Consider the following 16,763-nt stretch of genomic DNA (forward strand, 5'->3'; position numbering starts at 1 on the left):
CCTCAGCTGCGTGCGCACTCCTAGATGAAGGAGTTGATCTCGATCGTCTCGGTGCGGCCGGGGCCGACGCCGATGGCGGAGATCGGGGCGCCGGACATCTCCTCCAGGGCCTTCACGTACGCCTGCGCGTTCTTCGGCAGGTCGGCGAAGGTCTTGGCCTTGGTGATGTCCTCGGACCAGCCGGGGAGCTTCTCGTAGATCGGCTTCGCGTGGTGGAAGTCGGTCTGCGAGTACGGGAGCTCCTCGACGCGCTTGCCGTCGATCTCGTACGCGACGCAGACGGGGATCTCTTCCCAGCCGGTCAGCACGTCCAGCTTGGTGAGGAAGAAGTCCGTCAGGCCGTTCACGCGGGTCGCGTAGCGGGCGATCGGGGCGTCGAACCAGCCGCAGCGGCGGTCACGGCCGGTGGTGACACCGCGCTCGCCACCGATGCGGCGCAGCGCCTCGCCGTCCTCGTCGAAGAGTTCGGTCGGGAAGGGGCCGGCGCCGACTCGCGTCGTGTAGGCCTTCAGGATGCCGATGACGCGGCTGATCTTCGTCGGGCCCACGCCCGCACCCGTGCAGGCGCCGCCCGCGGTCGGGTTCGAGGAGGTGACGAAGGGGTACGTGCCGTGGTCGACGTCGAGCAACGTGCCCTGGCCGCCCTCGAAGAGGACCACCTTGTCGTCGTCCAGCGCCTTGTTGAGGATGAGGGTGGTGTCGGCGACGAAGGGCTTGATCTGCTCCGCGTACTGGAGCATCTCCTCGACGATCTTCCCGGCCTCGATGGCACGGCGGTTGTACAACTTGGTGAGCAGCTGGTTCTTGGTCTCCAGCGCCGCTTCGACCTTCTGGATGAGGATCGACTCGTCGTAGAGGTCCTGAACGCGGATGCCGGTGCGGTTGATCTTGTCGGCGTAGGTCGGGCCGATGCCGCGACCGGTCGTACCGATCTTCCGCTTGCCGAGGAACCGTTCCGTCACCTTGTCGACCGTGACGTTGTACGGCGTGATCAGGTGCGCGTTTCCGCTGATCAGAAGCTTGGACGTGTCGACGCCGCGGTCGTTGAGACCACTCAGCTCGGAGAGCAGGACGGCGGGATCGACGACGACACCGTTTCCGATGACCGGCGTGCACTCAGGAGAGAGGATTCCGGAAGGGAGAAGATGCAGCGCGTACTTCTGGTCGCCTACGACAACCGTGTGGCCGGCGTTGTTGCCGCCCTGGTAGCGCACTACATAATCGACGGATCCACCGAGCAGGTCGGTGGCCTTTCCCTTGCCTTCGTCACCCCACTGAGCACCGAGCAGCACAAGTGCGGGCACAGGCGTACACCCCTTCCGGGCGGGGCATGTCCAAGGTCAGGGGCGTGCGCGATGACGTGCGTCAACGACTGTGTCGACGTGCATCGCGTGCCTTGACCGCTGAACCGCTGCCCCGGAATAGACCAAGCCCCTGGCGCAATAGCGCAAGGGGCTCTTGCACAAAGATGCTACCCGAGGAAGGACCGAGGTGTCGGCTCCCGACCAGCTCATGGTGGTCATCGACCCGGTCGCCCGGCGCATGGACGGCGAGTCCGTGCGCATCGCGAAAGATGTGTTGTGCGCCGGGGCGCGCGCCAAGATTTGTCTTCCCGAGTCCCCCGAGGAGTTCGCGCGGGCTCTCGCCCGCCGGGGCAGTCGGCGTCCGGTGGTGATCGGCGACGACCGGACGCTGCTGCGGACGGTGGGCCTGCTGCACCGGGAGAGGGAGCTGGCGGACGGCGGCCCGGTGGGGATGGTTCCGGTGGGTCAGACCGTCTCCCTCGCCCACTCCCTGGGCGTTCCGACGGACACGGTCGCGGCGGCGCGGGCGGTCCTGGACGGAACGGTTCGCCGCCTCGACCTGCTGGTCGACGACAGCGACGGAGTGGTGCTCGGCGGACTGCGGGTACCGGGGGCGGTCGCCGCGGCCCCGCCGCCGGGGTGGTCGCCGTGGACCGCCTGCCGCTCGCTCGTACGGACGCTGGTGCGGCCCGCGCCGCCGCAGCGGCTGCGGACGTACCGGCTGCGGGTGGAGGCGGACGGGGTGCTGCTGAGCGACCTGGACGAGCCGGTGGAGGGGGTCACGGTACGGGCGCGGTACGGCCGGGCGGAGGTGGTGGTGGTGGTCCGGGACTCGGCCGCCGATGCCGTCCGTGCCGCCGCTGCCTCAGCCGCCACCGCCACCGCCGCCGCCGCCGACGACGACGGCAGCAGCAGCGACGGCGACGGAACCCGCAGCAGCAACGGCCGGGTGACGGCGGAGGCCCTGACGGTCACCATCTCGGGCCCGGACTTCCGCTACCGGGCCGACGAGGTGGTCGGCGGCCCGGTACGGACCCGGACCTGGACGGTGCGGGAGGGGGCCTGGGGGCTGGTGGTGCCGGGGGTCCCCTAGGGGCGCGGGGCCGTTCCGGACATGCGGCTCCGCCGCGTGGGCGCGACCAGCCACGACGGAGCCGCGGACGGCCACCGGCGGCGCAGGGCGCGTCCGGCGGAAGCGCTAGGACCCGTCCTGCCCCGGTTCCGCCCGGAGTGCGCGCCAGCGGTCCATCATGAGGGGGATTTCCTTCTTGACGAAGGCGAAGAAGTCCGCTGATTCCGCGATCCGGCGGCCCGCCGGGCTGTCCGGGCCGAGGAGTTCGGCGCCTTCCAGGAGGACCGCCTCCCAGCGGATCAGGACCTGGTCGCGGCGGCCGAAGGCTTCGTACCAGAGCTGGTCGTGCAGGAGGTAGCGGTCGCGGCGGGTGCCCGGTTCGCGCTCGCGGCGGACCATGCTGACGTGGGAGAGGTAGCGGACCGCGCCCGACACCGCGGCCGGGCTGATCCGTAGCTGCTCGGAGAGTTCCGTCGAGGTCATGGCGCCGGTGTCCGAGGCGAGCAGGGCGGCGAAGACGCGGGCCGCCATCCGCTGCATGCCCGCGTCCGTCATCTCGCCGGCGAAGCGCTCCACGAAGCGCGACACGGCTTCCTCGTGGCGGCCCGTCGACTCCTCGTGACGATCCGCCGAGGTGGGCTCTGTTTCGTTGTCGCTGGTCACTGGCACATCGTCTCCCCTGCTCGACCGTTCACCAGAGTTTATATGCTTCCTTAACTTCACAAATTTGTGAAGAGCGCGTACGTTCAGAAGCATGACCAACGCAATCAGCGTGGCCGGACTGCACAAGTCGTTCGGCAGGACGCATGCACTGGACGGCCTGGACCTCGAAGTCCGGGCGGGCGAGGTTCACGGCTTCCTCGGACCCAACGGGTCGGGGAAGTCCACCACCATCCGGGTCCTCCTCGGACTGCTGCGCGCCGACTCGGGCGCGGCGCAGCTGCTGGGCGGCGACCCCTGGCAGCACGCGGTCGCACTGCACCGGCGGATCGCGTACGTACCCGGGGACGTCACCCTGTGGCGCAACCTGTCGGGCGGTGAAGTCATCGACCTGTACGGGAAGTTGAGGGGCGGTCTCGACCCGGCGCGCCGGGCCGAGCTCGTCGCGCGGTTCGAGCTGGACCCGACCAAGAAGGGGCGTACGTACTCCAAGGGCAACCGGCAGAAGGTCGCACTGGTGGCGGCCTTCGCGGCACGGGACGTCGATCTGCTGATCCTGGACGAGCCGACCAGCGGTCTCGACCCGCTGATGGAGTCCGTCTTCCAGCGGTGCGTGGCGGAGGCCAGGGAGGACGGGCGGACCGTGCTGCTGTCCTCGCACATCCTGAGCGAGGTGGAGACCCTCTGCGACCGGGTCAGCATCATCCGGCAGGGGCGGACCGTGGAGACGGGTTCACTGACGGAGCTGCGGCACCTCACCCGTACGTCGATCACGGCCGAGCTGGCGTCCGCGCCGAACGGGGTGACCTCACTGCCCGGCGTGCACGACGTCGACGTACAGGGCAACCGGATCCGCCTCCAGGTCGACACCGACAAGCTGGACGCGGTGCTCGGCTCGCTCACCGCGTCGGGGGTGCGGTCGCTGACGAGCACGCCGCCGACGCTGGAGGAGCTCTTCCTGCGGCACTACAGCGAGGGCAACGAGGGCCTCGACGAGGAGGTGGCGGCGCGATGACCACGATCACGGCCACTCCCGCCGGAGGGCGTCAACTCGCCGGCACCGGAGCTCTGTTGAAGCTGGCGCTGCGCCGGGACCGGGTCATGATGCCGGTGTGGGTGCTGGTCCTGGGCCTCACCATGACGAGTGGGGCGGGGACCGTCGAGGGGCTGTACGCAACGGCCGCCGAGCGCGCCGAGGTGGCCGGTTCGATGGCCGCGAGCAGCTCACTGCGCGCACTGTACGGGCCGGTCTTCGACCCGTCGGTGGGCGGTCTGGTGGCCTGGCGGCTCGGCGGGTTCGTGGCGCTGATGGCGGGCGCGATGAGCCTGGTCGTCGTCGTACGGCACACCAGGGAGGAAGAGGAGACCGGGCGCCAGGAGATGCTCTCGGCGGCCATGGTCGGCCGCCGGGCCTCCCTGACGGCGGCGCTCCTCGCCGCACTGATCGCCAACGCGGCACTCACCCTCCTCACCGTCGGCGGGCTCGCCTCGTCCACGGGCGACACGGGCGGGGCGCTCGCGCTGGGTCTTGCGATCGGCGCGACGGGGATGCTCTTCGCGGGGGTCGCCGCGGTGACGGCGCAGCTCAGCGAGAGCGCACGGCTCGCGAAGGGCCTCGCGGTGGCGGTCCTGGGCGCCTCCTTCGTCCTGCGCGCGGCGGGCGACGCGGCGACCGCCGACGCCTCCTCCGTACTGAACTGGATCTCGCCGCTCGGCTGGACGGAGAACGTCCGGCCGTACGGCGACGAGCGGTGGTGGGTGCTCGGGCTGCTGGTGCTGGGCGCGGCGGCGTCGGCGCTGGGGGCACAGGCCCTGGCCGGGCGGCGGGACGTCGGCATGAGCTTCCTGCCCGCACGGCCGGGACCTGCCGCCGGGCGGCTGTCGTCGGCGTACGGGCTGGCCTGGCGGCTGCAGCGCGGGAGCGTGGCGGCGTGGGTGGCCGGGTTCCTGCTGTGCGGGCTGCTGTTCGGCGGGATGGCGGACGGCGTGACGGACCTCGTCGGCGGCAACGCGCAGACCGCCGAGATCTTCCAACGGATGGGCGGGCAACAGGGGTTGAGCGAGGCGTTCCTGGCGGCGATGGTCGGGATGCTGGGGATGGTCGCGGCGCTGTACGTCGTCGGGTCGGTCCTGCGCCTGCACGGCGAGGAGACCTCGCAGCGGGCGGAACCGGTGCTGGCGGGGGCGGTGGGTCGGCTGCGGTGGGCGGCCGGACACCTGGTCATCGCGTTCGGCGGGGCCGTGGTGGTGCTGCTCGCGGGCGGCCTCGGGCTGGCCCTCGGACACGGGCAGGACTTCGGGGCGGTGCTGGGGGCGTGCCTGGTGCAGGCGCCGGCGGTGTGGGTGCTGGGCGGGCTGGCAGTGCTCCTCCACGGGTTCCTGCCGCAGTTCGCCCCGGCCGCCTGGGGAGTGACCGGGCTGTGCCTGGCGGTGGGCTGGATCGGGCCGGTCCTCGACCTGCCGTCCACGCTGATGAACCTCTCGCCGTTCGGGCACCTGCCGAAGATGCCGGGCGGGGAGATGGGGTGGATGCCGGTGACGGTGCTGGGGGCGATCGCGGTGACGCTGGTGGCTGCCGGGCTGGTGGGGGTGCGGAGGAGGGACGTGGGGTAGGGGGGTCGCGGGCTGCTGGGCGCGGGCGGGGCGGGAGCCTCGCCCTCCGCCGGGGGGCCTCACACCGTTTCGGTGAGGTCCTTCGCGTAGTAGTCGATCGCCGCTCGGTACTGCCGTACGCCCGGGTCGTCGCTGCTCGCCGTGAGCAGGTGGAGCAGGAGCTGCATTCCCTCGTGGGCCTCGCCCACGTTGTAGAGGGCCATCGCGAGGAAGGTCCGCAGCGCGCCGTCGGCCGGGAACTCCTCGGCCCCGGCCCGCAGGGTCCGTACCGCCTCCTCGTACCGGCCGAGAATCCGGTACGTACTGCCGAGTCCCAGCAGTGCGCCGCGCCGGTCGGCGGCGGAGAGTTCGCCGGTCAGAGCCTTCTCGTAGAAGGGCGCCGCCTCCGCCTCAAGGCCGAGCCGGTCGTGCGCCCACGCCGTCTGGTAGGCGATCTCCGCGTCCTCGGGGAAGCGCTCGCCCAGCGCGAGCAAGCGCAGGCGGGCCTCCTCGGTGCGGTCCGCCGTGCGCAGGGCGACGGCTTCGGCGAGGAGGGAGTCGCGGTCCTGGGGAGTGGTCATGGGGGCATGATCGCAGGGGGTGGCGGGTCAGCGGACGAACTTCTTCAGGATCTCCGTGTTCAACTCGATGCCCACCGGGTCCGGCAACGTGATCATGACACCGAAAGCCACCTTGTGGACGTCTCCGTACTTGCCACGCTCCTGGTCCGGCTGACTGAACACCGTGACCTCGCAACTGTCCCGGTCGATGAGCAGATACACCGGGATGCCCGCTGCGGCGTAGGCCGAGGGCTTCTCCACACGATCCCGGTGGTCGGTGTCCGAGTCGTACGAGGTGATCTCGACCGTCATCAGCACACCTTCCGGATCGGCCCAGTCCGGTTGCCCCGCGAAGTGCGCGATCGGAGCCAGGGTTCCGTCCGGGCGAGCACGCCCGTTGCGGTACGTCTCGACCTTCAGCCCCTGTGTGGGGTCCAGGTCGAGTTCGGGCCGCATCTGCATGCACTGGCGCAACAACCACATGGTGATCGCACCGTGGTCCCCGTCTGTCACCTTCTTGGCCCCGATCCGCCCGGCGATGAATTCCAGCCTGACGGTTTCGGACTCCACGGCGGCGAACTTCTCGAACTCGTCGACCGTCATCTTCGCCATGCGCTCAGCCATGGTTGTCATGGTGCCCCTCCTGCCAGGTGAGCACCAGTGTGGCGAGCCCGTACAGCAGTCGGGCGCAATGCCGGTCGATTCATCCATCCGAGTGAGACAGCCCCCTACCCCGGCCTCACCAGCCGCGCCTCGTACGCGAAGACCGCCGCCTGGGTGCGGTCCCGCAGGCCCAGTTTGACCAGGATCCGGCTCACGTGGGTCTTGATCGTGGACTCGGCGACGACCAGGCGGGAGGCGATCTCGCCGTTGGAGAGGCCGTGGGCGATGAGGACGAGGACCTCGGTCTCGCGGTCGGTGAGTTCGCCGATCTGGGCGAGGGCCGCGGGCTGCCGGACGGCCGGTTCGGTGATCTTGGAGAACTCGGCGATCAGGCGCTTGGTGACGGCGGGCGCCAGCAGCGCGTCGCCGCCCGCCACCACCCGTACGCCTTCGGCGAGCTGACGGGCGGAGGCGTCCTTGAGGAGGAAGCCGGACGCTCCGGCGCGCAGCGCCTGGTAGACGTACTCGTCGAGGTCGAAGGTGGTCAGGACGAGCACCTTGGCGTCCGCGTTCGCTGCGACGATCGCGCGGGTCGCCTCGATGCCGTTCAGCTCGGGCATCCGGATGTCCATCAGGACGACGTCCGGGTGCAGGGCCGCGACCTGGGCGATCGCCTGGCGGCCGTCGACCGCCTCGCCGACGACCTCGATGTCGGGCATCGCGTTGAGGAGGACGGAGAAGCCCTCGCGGACCATCATCTGGTCGTCGACGATCAGCACGCGGATGCCTTCGGCGGAGGAGGGGGCGCTCATGCGGTGGCCTCCCGGCCCTGCGGTGCGGCGTCCTCGACGGCCGGGGGCTGTGCCGGGACGTGCGCCGGCACCGCGTCCCGTACGGTCCCCTGCTCGGCCGTCGCCACCGGTACGAACACCGTCACCTCGAAGCCCCCTTCCGCCGTCGGCTCCGCCGTCATCTCGCCGTCCAGCATGGCGACCCGCTCCCGCATGCCGGTCACCCCGTGCCCGGCGCCGGGCGACGGCGGGGCGTCGGTCGTGCCCGGGCCGTTCACCACGCGCAGGCCGAGGCCGCCGAGTACGTAACCGACCTCGACCCGGGCGGACGCCCCCGGTGCGTGCCGCAGCACGTTGCTCAGTGCTTCCTGCACGATCCGGTACGCGGACAGCTCGACGCCCTGCGGGAGTTCGCGGACCGCGCCCGTGGTGGCCTGTTCGACGTCCAGGCCCGTGTCGCGGACGTTGGACAGGAGGCGGCTGAGGTCGGCGAGCCGGGGCTGCGGGGCGTCGGGTGCCTCGTAGTCCGATGCCCGTACGACGCCCAGGACGCGGCGGAGTTCGGTGAGGGCGGCCACCGCGTTCTCACGGATCGTGGCGAAGGCCTGCTCCAGTTCGGGCGGCGGGTTCTGCACCCGGTAGGGGGCGGCCTCCGCCTGGATGGCGACCACCGACATGTGGTGCGCGACGACGTCGTGCAGCTCGCGGGCGATGGTGGTGCGCTCTTCGAGGAGGGTGCGGCGGTCGCGTTCCACCGCGGTGACGGACTTCTGGGCGACGACCTCGCGCTGGCCGGCCCGGCGGATGTGGACGAGGGACACGGCGAGGAGGAGGAAGGCCGCGGCGACGAGGACCTGCGGATCGTTGTAGTGGTAACCCGACTCCCGGCCCCCGGCGACGACCAGCACGCTGTAGACCGCGGCGATCCCCCACATCCAGACAGCCGTCCTCGGCCGGGTCCTCGCGGCGACGACCGTCATCACGACGAGCATCGCGGCGACACTGCCGGGCATCCAGGGCCAGCCGCCCTGGTAGCCGCCGAAGCCTCCCGTGAGGAGGGCCGCCAGCAGACAGGTCCACCAGGCGAGCACCGGGCGGATGAGCGTGAGGGCGACCGGGACCGCGCTGAAGAGGCCGAAGACCATGCCCTCGATCCCGTCGTCCACCGACTCGTAGCCGATGGCGAAGGTGATGAGCGCCCAGCCGAGGACGAGTGCGTGCACGGACCAGCTCGCGGGCGCCCGTATCCGCCCGGGAAGCCTCCCCAGCACCGGCCCGTCCGTCGGCAGCGGCGGCAGCGGCCGGAAGGCGAAGGGCGCGCGCAGGAGGTCTTCGCGCAGGCCCCGCAACGCCCGGAGGGCGAGGCGGAACTCGGGGCTGCGACTACGGCTGCGGGTGGAGGTCGTCTGGGTCACGTTCCCCAAGGTAGATCGGCGCGCGGGCCCCGTCGTCCGCCGGTGCGCCGACCTTTCCCGTCCCTCCCAAGTACTACGCGGACCCCCGCTCGGCGCGGAACGCCCCCGCGTGCTGGGCCGCCCACTCCTCGAAGCTCCGCGCCGGGCGCCCCGTCACGTCCGGGACGGTCGTGGCGACCGTGCGTCCCTCGACCGGGGTGTTGCCGTACATCTCCAGCATGAAGTCGATGGTCTCCCGCGGCATGCCCATCGACTCCATCCGCTGCACCGCCTGCTCCGGCGTCAGCTCGACGAGGCCGATCTCCGCGCCCCGCGCCCGGCCGAGGATGCGGACCTTGTCGCGCAGCGTGAGCACCTCAGGCCCCGTGATGACGTGCGCCTTCTCGTGGTGGCTGCCGTCCCGGGACAACAGGGCCACCGCCGCGACCGCCCCGATGTCGCCCTCGTGCACCATGGCGCTGGGCCGGTCCGCGTACGGCTCCTCGATGCGGCCGTCCGCCCGGATGCCGTCGGCCCAGAACAGCGCGTTCGACATGAACTCCACCGGCATCAACACCGTCCACTCCAGGCCGAGTTCATTGCCGCGCACCGCGTCCTCAAGGGGCGATGCGCCGCCGCCGTGCAGCACCGTCACCCGCCGCACGCCGGCCTTCGCGGCGAGGGCCAGCACCTCCTCGCCCGTGGCCAGCGGCGCGTAGTCCGCGCCGCCGAACACGATCAGGTGCACCGCGTCGACACCCTCCAGCGCGGGGGCGAGCGACGCCGGGGCGCCGAGGTCTCCCCGAACCACCTCCACCCCGGCCGGGAAGTCCGCCTTCGCGGGGTCCCGGGTGAGGGCGCGGACCGAGGCGCCGCGGGCGAGGAGTTCGGCGACGACCTGGCGGCCGACCGTTCCGGTGGCGCCGGTGACCAGTACCTTCTGCGGATCGCGTGCGTGCTCCGTGTTCGTCATGGGGTTCGTCATGGGAGACACGCTAGGAGGGCTTGCGGACAGCTTCGGTCCGCAAGCCGTCACCCGGTAGGCGAGTTGCGCGATCAGTAGGCGAGTTGCGCGATCTCCTCCGCGACCACCGCGCACGCGTCCGCCGCCGGGTCGATCAGCGGGAAGTGCCCCACGTCTTCGAGCAGCGTCAGCCCGACGACCTCGCCCGCACCGGCCGCCGCCTCCGCGTACGCCTCCGACACCTCGTGCGGGACCGTCGTGTCGGTGCGGCCCTGCACGACGGCCGTCGCGATGCCGGTGGGGAGGAGCGCGGCCGGGTCCGCGTACGGCTGCCGCTCCCCGTACAGCTCCTCCCCGCCGAGGAGCTGGGTGACGGCGCCGCCGCACACCCCCATCCGCACCGCCGTCGCGAAGTCCGCGACCGGGGCGAGCGCGACCACTCCCCGCAGCGGGGGCGGCGAGGAGAGGCGCCACGGCGAACCCTCCGGGAGGACGTGCCGGGCTGCCGCCCACAGGGCGAGGTGCCCTCCGGCGGAGTGCCCGGTCAGGACGGTGCGCCGGAGGTCCGCCTCGGGCAGCGCCTCCTTCACCAGGTGCGGCAGCGCGTCGAGGGCCGCCGCCACGTCGTCGAAGGTCTCCGGCCAGCGGCCGGCGAGGGGCCCGTCGGCATCCTGGTGCGGCAGCGAACTCCCGCGCCGGTACTCGACGTTGGCGACGGCGAAGCCGCGCCTGGCGAGGAAGTCGGCGAACGGCGTGATGTGCTGCCGGTCGTACGGCGCCCGCCACGCACCGCCGTGCAGGACCACCACCAGCGGTACGGACCCGCCGCCGGCGCCGCGGGGCGCATAGAAGTCGATCACCTGGTCGGGATGGTCGCCGTACGGAGCACTGGCGTCCGGTGCGACGGCGGGGAGCGTCGGCGGCTCGTCGAGCGGAAGCTCGGACGGCTCGTCCGGCAGGGGGACGCGCGGCATGACGGCTTCAACCTCCGGGCACTGGCGGGACGTTCGTACACCCTTGTCGATCATTAAGCGCGGACGCTACCAGGCACTTTGCACACGCGTGGCCACGCCGGAAGCCGTTCCCTCCGACGTGGCCACCCTGCGTGTACGGGCTACAGCACCTCGGTGAGCACGCGTGCCGCCCGCTCCGCGTCACCGAATCCGACGTACAGCGGAGTGAAGCCGAACCGCAGCACGTCCGGGTGACGGAAGTCCCCGACCACGCCCCGTGCGATCAGGGCCCGCATCACGTCGCCCGCGTCGTCGCAGCGGAGCGCGATCTGGCTGCCGCGTTCGGCGTGCGCGAGGGGCGTCACCACCTCCACCCGGCCTTCCGGCACATAGGCCCGTACGCACTCCACGAAGAAGTCCGTGAGGGCCAGCGACTTCGCTCGTACGGAGTCGACGCCGACGCCGTCCCAGACGCCGAGCGCCGTTTCGAGCGCCAGCATCGAGAGGATGTCGGGGGTACCGACCCGACCCCGCGCCGCGCCGTCGGCGGGGGTGTAGCCGGGTGTCATCCCGAACGGGTTCGCATGCCCGGTCCAGCCCGGCAGCGGAGAGTCGAAGCGGTCCTGGTGACGGGCGGCGACGTACAGGTAGGCGGGCGAACCGGGGCCGCCGTTCAGGTACTTGTACGTGCAGCCGACGGCCAGGTCCACGCCGTACGCGTCGAGCCCGACCGGGAGCGCACCCGCGCTGTGGCACAGGTCCCAGACGGCGAGCGCGCCCGCGTCGTGGATGGCGGCGGTCAGTCCGGGCAGGTCGTGGAGGCGTCCCGACCGGTAGTCGACGTGGTTGAGGAGCACGGCGGCGGTACGGGGCCCGAGGGCACCCGGCACCTCCTCCGGCCGCACCGGGCGCAGCGTGCGGCCGGTCATCCGGGCCGCGGACTCGGCGATGTAGCCGTCGGTGGGGAAGGTCGTCGCGTCGACGAGGATCTCGTCCCTGGACCCGTCCCCGGCCTCGTCCGCCAGCCGTACGGCAGCCACCAGCGCCTTGAAGACGTTGACGCTGGTCGAGTCGCCGACCACGATCTGCCCTGCGGCGGCTCCGACGAGCGGGGCGATGCGGTCGCCGATCCGCTCGGGCGCGGTCCACCAGCCGCTCTCGTCCCAGGAACGGATCAGCAGCTCGCCCCACTCCCTGGCCATCACGTCCTGGACGCGGCCGGGGACGGCGCGGGACAGCGCGCCGAGGGAGTTCCCGTCGAGGTAGACGAGGCCCTCGGGGAGGGTGAACAGCTCGCGGAACTTGGCGAGTTCGTCGGCTGCGTCGAGGGCGGCGGCTTGTTTCACGTGAAACATGACGACCTCGGGATCCGGGGAGGACACGGCGGGAGACGCGGCGGAAGGTACGCGGGAATCAGACATGGCTCCTCGCCGTCCACAGCTCGGGGAAGACGTTCTTCTGAGCGCGCTTCTCCAGCCACGCCACCCCGGCGGAGCCGCCGGTGCCGATCTTCGAGCCCATCGCGCGGCGCGTCGCCACCAGGTGGTCGTTGCGCCATCGCCACACGAGCTCGCCGACCTCGGTCAACGCCTCGCCGAGCACGACGAGTTCGGACTGCTGGACGCCGACCTCCTCGGTCCCGTACACCTGCGCCCAGACCGCCTCGACCTCGGGCGACGGTACGTACTTCTGCGCGAGGTCGCGGTCCAGGACCTCCTGCGGCACGGGCAGTCCGCGCCGGGCCAGGAGCCTCAGGACCTCGTCGTAGAGGCTGGGTTGGTGCAGCGCCTTCTCCAACTCGGCGTGCACGCGGGGCGCTCCCCGGTGCGGCACGAGCATGGACGCGGCCTTGTCGCCGAGCAGGAACTCCATCCGCCGGTACATCGCCGACTGGAACCCGGAGCCCTCGCCGAGGGCGCTGCGGTAGGAGTTGAACTGGGCGGGGGTGAGGTTGGCGAGCGGCTTCCAGGAGGCGTTCAGGGCCTCCAGCTCGCGGGTGGAACGCTTCAGGGCGTCCAGCGCGACGGGTATCCGCTCCTCGCGCAGCGCGGTCGCCGCCGTCTCCCACTCGTGGACTATGACCGTGAACCACAGCTCCATGACCTGGGTGGTGACCAGGAAGACCATTTCGCCGGGGTCGTCGGAGAGAGGGTGCTGGAGGTGGGTGAGGACGTCCGCCTGGACGTAGTCCTCGTAGGGCGTGGTGCCCGCGAAATCGAGGTTCGGGGTCTCCGCACCTTCGCTTCCGGGCGCCTCGGGGGTTTGCGTCATCACTTGCTCCTCGACACGAACTTCCAGGTAGCGGTCCGCCCCTCCTTCGAAGGATTCCGGGCCCCGGTCCCCTGCTGCGCATCATAGGCGGGGGTGCCCCGGGATGCGCTTCAGAGGGTGGGGCCGGTCAGATACGCCCCGTTCGCGGCATAAGGCCAGGCATTGGAGCGGCATCCTTCCAGGCCCTTGATCTGCTGCATCATCACGGGCGCGGGCCGGCCGGCGCCGGGGCAGCCGAGGTGGCCGAGGCCCAGCGCGTGGCCCAGCTCGTGGTTGATGATCAGGTGCCGGTACTCGGCGGGCGGGCCCTCGAACTGCGGAGAGCCCTGCACCCAGCGGCGCAGGTTCACCACAACTCCCTTGCCGGTCTCGCAGTTGAGCTCGCCACCGGTGTCGAGGCCCGCCTCGCCGCACAGGCGGTCGGCGGTGTCGGGGGTGGCGATGCGGATCACGATGTCGGCTCGGCCCGCGACCAGTTGGAACTGGCCCCTGCCGTGCCTGGCCCAGCCGCGCGGGTGGGCGACGATCGCCTGGATCTCGGCGGCGGCTCTGTCGGGAGCGATCCCGCTGCCGTTCTCGACCTGCACCTGGTAGCGGCGCAGGGTGCTGCCGGAGCCGACGGGCCGGCCGGAGACACGGGCGGTGGCGAAGGTGCCGGATCCGGCCTTGGGGACGGGGGTGGCGGCCCCGCCGGAGGCGCGCTCGCGGCTCGGGGGGTCGGAGGAGACTTCGCCGGGGGCGGTGTCGGAGGCACCGGGGGTCCCGGAGGCGCCGGGGGTCGCGGGGGTCCCGGAGGCGCCGTCCGCCGCTTCCGTACTCCCGTCCGCCGCACCGGGTCTCCCGTCCGCTGCCCGCGGGGTGCCCTGCTTGTCGGCGCCGCCCTGCCAGGCGGCGACGGCGAGCCCGCCACCGCCGACGGCCGCGGCCACGCACAGCAGGGCCACGAAGACCCGTCCGCGCCGGGTGAGACGAGTGCCCTGCGGGCGGTTGTTGTTGCTGCTGCGGCTAATTCTGCGGCTGCTTATACGGCTGCGGCGGTCGGGCCGGGCGTACTCCCGGCGGTCGTCGCGCTGGCCCACGGCGGAGCCCTCCCCTGGTCTGCGTGACCGGCGGGTGGGGGGAGCGGGGCGGGTTGCCCCGAGTGCCGGTAACGATCATCGCTGCGGTTCGCCGATCGTACAGGCGTCCGACCGGGAGGCCGCCGGGATGCGCTCCCGGGGCGCGTGTCGCCGGGCGTGCTGCCCGTAAGCACCACGGCCGTACACACCTCGGCCGTACGCGCCTCGGCCGTCAGCACCACGGCCGTACGCACCTCGGCCGTCAGCACCACGGCCGTCAGCACCGCTGCCCGTACGCACCACTGCCCCCACGGCCTGTTTTCCACAGGCTGTGGGGGCAGCGAACCGGATGGTGTCCGTCCGGAACTTCTCAGCCCAGCGTGTCCGCCGCCAGCGCGGAGGAATCACGCAGGAAGGTCGAGCAGCGGTCGTACTCCTCCTGCTCGCCGATCGACTGCGCGGCACGGGCCAGTGCGTGCAGGGCGCGCAGGAAGCCGCGGTTCGGCTCGTGCTCCCACGGCACCGGGCCGTGGCCCTTCCAGCCGGCCCTGCGCAGCGAGTCCAGGCCGCGGTGGTAGCCGGTGCGCGCGTACGCGTACGACGCGATGACGCCGCCCTTCTCGAAGGCGTCGTCGGCGAGCTGCGCCCACGCCAGCGAGGACGCGGGGTACTTCGCGGCGACGTCGGCGGGCGCCGCACCGGACGCGAGCAGCTCGCGGGGCTCCGGGTCGTCGGGCAGGTGGGTCGGGGGCGGTCCCCCGAGGAGATCCTGGTGAATAGCCATGCCCCTAGTCTGCCTGCCCGCGGGGGTGCTCCGGGCGGTCAGGCGGTATGTCCGGGGCCGCGGTCCGGTTCCAGCGGCGGCGCAGCGACCGAGCAGTTCGTGCGGCACTGCGGCGGGTGCGCTGCGGGGCCCGGGTTCCGTACGGTGAGAAGGGCGATCAGCGCGCCCAGCACCAGCACCCCCGCGCACATCGGCATGGCCCGGTCGAAGGTCGCGCCGAACTCCGCCGCCGAGCGGTACGCGTCCGGGCCCATGCCCGCGAGCAGCGGCAGCGCGGCCACGGCGATGAGGCCCGCGGCGCGGGCGGCGGCGTTGTTGATGCCGGACGCGAGCCCGGCCCGCCCGGTGTCGACGGAGGCCAGCACGGTGGCGGTGAGCGGCGCGACCAGCGTCACCATCCCCATGCCCATCACCACGATCGCGGGCAGCACGTCCGTCACGTACGAGGACCCCACCCCGACCCGCAGCATCAGCAGCATCCCCGCCGCGCACAGCAGCGGCCCCACGGTCAGCGGGACGCGCGGCCCGATGCGCTGGGCGAGCGCTCCGGAGCGGGCGGACAGGAACAGCATCAGGACGGTCGTCGGCAGCAGCGCCGTGCCCGCCTGGAGCGCCGAGTACCCGACCACCACCTGCAACTGGAGGGCGGTCAGGAAGAAGAAGCCGCTGAACGCGGCGTACACGCACAGCGTGACGACGTTGATCGCGGTGAACTGCCGCGAGGCGAAGAGCGTCAGCGGCATCATCGGATCCGCCCGGGTCCGCTCCACGTACAAGAACGCCGCCGCCACGAGCACCCCACCCACCGCGCACCCCAGTACGACGGCCGACGCCCCGCCCGCCGGCGCCTCGATCAGCGCGTACGTCACCAGCCCCAGCGCGACGGCCGCGAGCACGGCCCCCAGCACGTCGAACCGGCCGTGCGCCTGCGGATCCTTCGACTCCGGTACGTGCCGGAGCGCGACCGGCACACAGAGCGCCGCCAACGGCACGTTGAGGAGGAACGCCCACCGCCACCCGGGCCCGTCCACCAGCCACCCGCCCAGGAACGGGCCGACGGCGGCCCCGATCCCCCCGAGCCCGGACCACAGCCCCACCGCCCTGGCGCGGTCGTCGGGATGGAACGAAGCCTGGATCAGCGCCAGCGAACCGGGGGTGAGCAACGCCCCGCCGATCCCCTGGAGGGCGCGGGCGGCCACCAGCACGGTCGCGTTCGGCGCGAGCCCGCACAGCAGGGACGCCACCGCGAACCACACCACCCCGACGACGAACACCTTGCGCCGCCCGTAGCGGTCGCCGAGCGCGCCGCCGAGCAGGATCAGCCCTGCCAGCGTCAGCATGTAGGCGTTGACGGTCCACTGGAGCCCGGCGAGGTCGGCCCCGAGGTCCTCGCCGATCCTGGGCAGGGCGACGTTCACGACCGTCGAGTCGAGCATCGCCATGCTGGAGCCGAGGACGGTGGTGAGGAGAACCCAGCGTCCGGTGGCACTGCCGACGCGGAGTCCGCCGGGGCTGTCGGATTTGGCCATACGGGGATCGTCCCCGCATCCCGAGCCTGCGGCCAGGCGAAGGGAGCGATCGGGGCGGAGCGGTCTCGCGGGTGCGCGGTCGCGGAGGGGCATGCCGCAGTGGGGGCCGCCCCCTTGCCCACCCGTCCCGCCCCCGGGGGCGGCCCCGCTGCCCAAGGAGGCTCGGGGGCTCGGGGCTCGGGGGCTCGGGGGGGGCTCGGGGTACGGGGCCGGCTGTGAGGGGCGCGG

General features: G+C 72.2%; 16 protein-coding genes. 3 read left to right on the forward strand and 13 right to left on the reverse strand.

Annotated elements, in window-relative coordinates; all coding sequences use genetic code 11:
- Window positions 1–20: 20 nt before the first annotated feature.
- Window positions 21–1,304, reverse strand: coding sequence for an adenylosuccinate synthase (locus tag ACWGIG_RS26025; RefSeq protein ID WP_453324092.1), 1,284 nt, complete (start codon window positions 1,302–1,304; stop codon window positions 21–23).
- A gap of 208 nt (window positions 1,305–1,512) precedes the next feature.
- Here ACWGIG_RS26025 and ACWGIG_RS26030 point away from each other — a divergent pair, with 208 nt between their 5' ends.
- Window positions 1,513–2,397, forward strand: a complete 885-nt coding sequence (locus ACWGIG_RS26030; protein WP_453324105.1) for a diacylglycerol kinase family protein — start codon at window positions 1,513–1,515, stop codon at window positions 2,395–2,397.
- 105 nt (window positions 2,398–2,502) lie between these two features.
- On the opposite strand, the gene ACWGIG_RS26035 is transcribed toward ACWGIG_RS26030, so the two are convergent.
- The gene (locus tag ACWGIG_RS26035) at window positions 2,503–2,931 is read right to left on the reverse strand and encodes a GbsR/MarR family transcriptional regulator (RefSeq protein ID WP_453324106.1); all 429 of its coding nucleotides are present in this window, start codon (window positions 2,929–2,931) and stop codon (window positions 2,503–2,505) included.
- 199 nt (window positions 2,932–3,130) lie between these two features.
- On the opposite strand from ACWGIG_RS26035, the gene ACWGIG_RS26040 reads away from it, so the two are divergent.
- Together ACWGIG_RS26040 and ACWGIG_RS26045 are read left to right on the forward strand one after the other, a co-directional pair.
- Window positions 3,131–4,051 (forward strand): ABC transporter ATP-binding protein, encoded by a 921-nt coding sequence (locus ACWGIG_RS26040; RefSeq protein ID WP_453324093.1) that lies wholly within the window; start codon window positions 3,131–3,133, stop codon window positions 4,049–4,051.
- Entirely contained in the window at window positions 4,048–5,649 is a 1,602-nt protein-coding gene (locus ACWGIG_RS26045) for an ABC transporter permease (RefSeq protein WP_453324094.1), read from the forward strand. Before ACWGIG_RS26040 ends, ACWGIG_RS26045 begins: the two co-directional genes overlap by 4 nt.
- A gap of 59 nt (window positions 5,650–5,708) precedes the next feature.
- On the opposite strand, the gene ACWGIG_RS26050 is transcribed toward ACWGIG_RS26045, so the two are convergent.
- From ACWGIG_RS26050 to ACWGIG_RS26100, 11 genes are all read right to left on the reverse strand, one after another.
- A complete protein-coding gene (locus ACWGIG_RS26050) occupies window positions 5,709–6,209 on the reverse strand; it encodes a tetratricopeptide repeat protein (RefSeq protein ID WP_453324095.1) in 501 nt (166 codons plus the stop codon).
- A 27-nt stretch (window positions 6,210–6,236) separates the two neighbouring features.
- The gene (locus tag ACWGIG_RS26055) at window positions 6,237–6,821 is read right to left on the reverse strand and encodes a Uma2 family endonuclease (RefSeq protein WP_453324096.1); all 585 of its coding nucleotides are present in this window, start codon (window positions 6,819–6,821) and stop codon (window positions 6,237–6,239) included.
- Between the two features lie 95 nt (window positions 6,822–6,916).
- A complete protein-coding gene (locus ACWGIG_RS26060; RefSeq protein ID WP_453324097.1) occupies window positions 6,917–7,603 on the reverse strand; it encodes a response regulator in 687 nt (228 codons plus the stop codon).
- Window positions 7,600–8,997 carry a sensor histidine kinase gene (locus ACWGIG_RS26065; protein WP_453324098.1) on the reverse strand — a complete coding sequence of 466 codons (1,398 nt, stop codon included), beginning with the start codon at window positions 8,995–8,997 and terminating at the stop codon, window positions 7,600–7,602. Before ACWGIG_RS26065 ends, ACWGIG_RS26060 begins: the two co-directional genes overlap by 4 nt.
- 73 nt (window positions 8,998–9,070) lie before the next feature.
- Window positions 9,071–9,961 carry an SDR family oxidoreductase gene (locus ACWGIG_RS26070; RefSeq protein WP_453324099.1) on the reverse strand — a complete coding sequence of 297 codons (891 nt, stop codon included), beginning with the start codon at window positions 9,959–9,961 and terminating at the stop codon, window positions 9,071–9,073.
- A gap of 71 nt (window positions 9,962–10,032) precedes the next feature.
- A complete protein-coding gene (locus ACWGIG_RS26075) occupies window positions 10,033–10,914 on the reverse strand; it encodes an alpha/beta hydrolase (RefSeq protein WP_453324100.1) in 882 nt (293 codons plus the stop codon).
- A gap of 140 nt (window positions 10,915–11,054) precedes the next feature.
- Window positions 11,055–12,248 carry a kynureninase gene (gene kynU / locus ACWGIG_RS26080; protein WP_453324107.1) on the reverse strand — a complete coding sequence of 398 codons (1,194 nt, stop codon included), beginning with the start codon at window positions 12,246–12,248 and terminating at the stop codon, window positions 11,055–11,057.
- A gap of 58 nt (window positions 12,249–12,306) precedes the next feature.
- Window positions 12,307–13,164, reverse strand: a complete 858-nt coding sequence (locus ACWGIG_RS26085) for a tryptophan 2,3-dioxygenase family protein (RefSeq protein WP_453324101.1) — start codon at window positions 13,162–13,164, stop codon at window positions 12,307–12,309.
- Between the two features lie 110 nt (window positions 13,165–13,274).
- Window positions 13,275–14,243 carry a DUF3152 domain-containing protein gene (locus tag ACWGIG_RS26090; RefSeq protein ID WP_453324102.1) on the reverse strand — a complete coding sequence of 323 codons (969 nt, stop codon included), beginning with the start codon at window positions 14,241–14,243 and terminating at the stop codon, window positions 13,275–13,277.
- 349 nt (window positions 14,244–14,592) lie between these two features.
- Window positions 14,593–15,006, reverse strand: a complete 414-nt coding sequence (locus ACWGIG_RS26095; protein ID WP_453324103.1) for a DUF3151 domain-containing protein — start codon at window positions 15,004–15,006, stop codon at window positions 14,593–14,595.
- A 38-nt stretch (window positions 15,007–15,044) separates the two neighbouring features.
- Window positions 15,045–16,535, reverse strand: coding sequence for a DHA2 family efflux MFS transporter permease subunit (locus ACWGIG_RS26100; protein WP_453324104.1), 1,491 nt, complete (start codon window positions 16,533–16,535; stop codon window positions 15,045–15,047).
- Window positions 16,536–16,763 lie beyond the last annotated feature (228 nt).

This window comes from Streptomyces sp. NPDC054863, assembly GCF_053610825.1.

Excerpts from the sequence above, each read along its gene's own strand:
- ACWGIG_RS26030 (WP_453324105.1), top strand. The coding sequence starts at position 1,513 with ATGGTGGTCATCGACCCGGTCGCCCGGCGCATGGACGGCGAGTCCGTG.
- ACWGIG_RS26035 (WP_453324106.1), bottom strand. The coding sequence starts at position 2,931 with ATGACGGACGCGGGCATGCAGCGGATGGCGGCCCGCGTCTTCGCCGCC.
- ACWGIG_RS26040 (WP_453324093.1), top strand. The coding sequence starts at position 3,131 with ATGACCAACGCAATCAGCGTGGCCGGACTGCACAAGTCGTTCGGCAGG.
- ACWGIG_RS26045 (WP_453324094.1), top strand. The coding sequence starts at position 4,048 with ATGACCACGATCACGGCCACTCCCGCCGGAGGGCGTCAACTCGCCGGC.
- ACWGIG_RS26050 (WP_453324095.1), bottom strand. The coding sequence starts at position 6,209 with ATGACCACTCCCCAGGACCGCGACTCCCTCCTCGCCGAAGCCGTCGCC.
- ACWGIG_RS26055 (WP_453324096.1), bottom strand. The coding sequence starts at position 6,821 with ATGACAACCATGGCTGAGCGCATGGCGAAGATGACGGTCGACGAGTTC.
- ACWGIG_RS26060 (WP_453324097.1), bottom strand. The coding sequence starts at position 7,603 with ATGAGCGCCCCCTCCTCCGCCGAAGGCATCCGCGTGCTGATCGTCGAC.
- ACWGIG_RS26070 (WP_453324099.1), bottom strand. The coding sequence starts at position 9,961 with ATGACGAACCCCATGACGAACACGGAGCACGCACGCGATCCGCAGAAG.
- ACWGIG_RS26075 (WP_453324100.1), bottom strand. The coding sequence starts at position 10,914 with ATGCCGCGCGTCCCCCTGCCGGACGAGCCGTCCGAGCTTCCGCTCGAC.
- kynU (WP_453324107.1), bottom strand. The coding sequence starts at position 12,248 with ATGTTTCACGTGAAACAAGCCGCCGCCCTCGACGCAGCCGACGAACTC.
- ACWGIG_RS26085 (WP_453324101.1), bottom strand. The coding sequence starts at position 13,164 with ATGACGCAAACCCCCGAGGCGCCCGGAAGCGAAGGTGCGGAGACCCCG.
- ACWGIG_RS26095 (WP_453324103.1), bottom strand. The coding sequence starts at position 15,006 with ATGGCTATTCACCAGGATCTCCTCGGGGGACCGCCCCCGACCCACCTG.
- ACWGIG_RS26100 (WP_453324104.1), bottom strand. The coding sequence starts at position 16,535 with ATGGCCAAATCCGACAGCCCCGGCGGACTCCGCGTCGGCAGTGCCACC.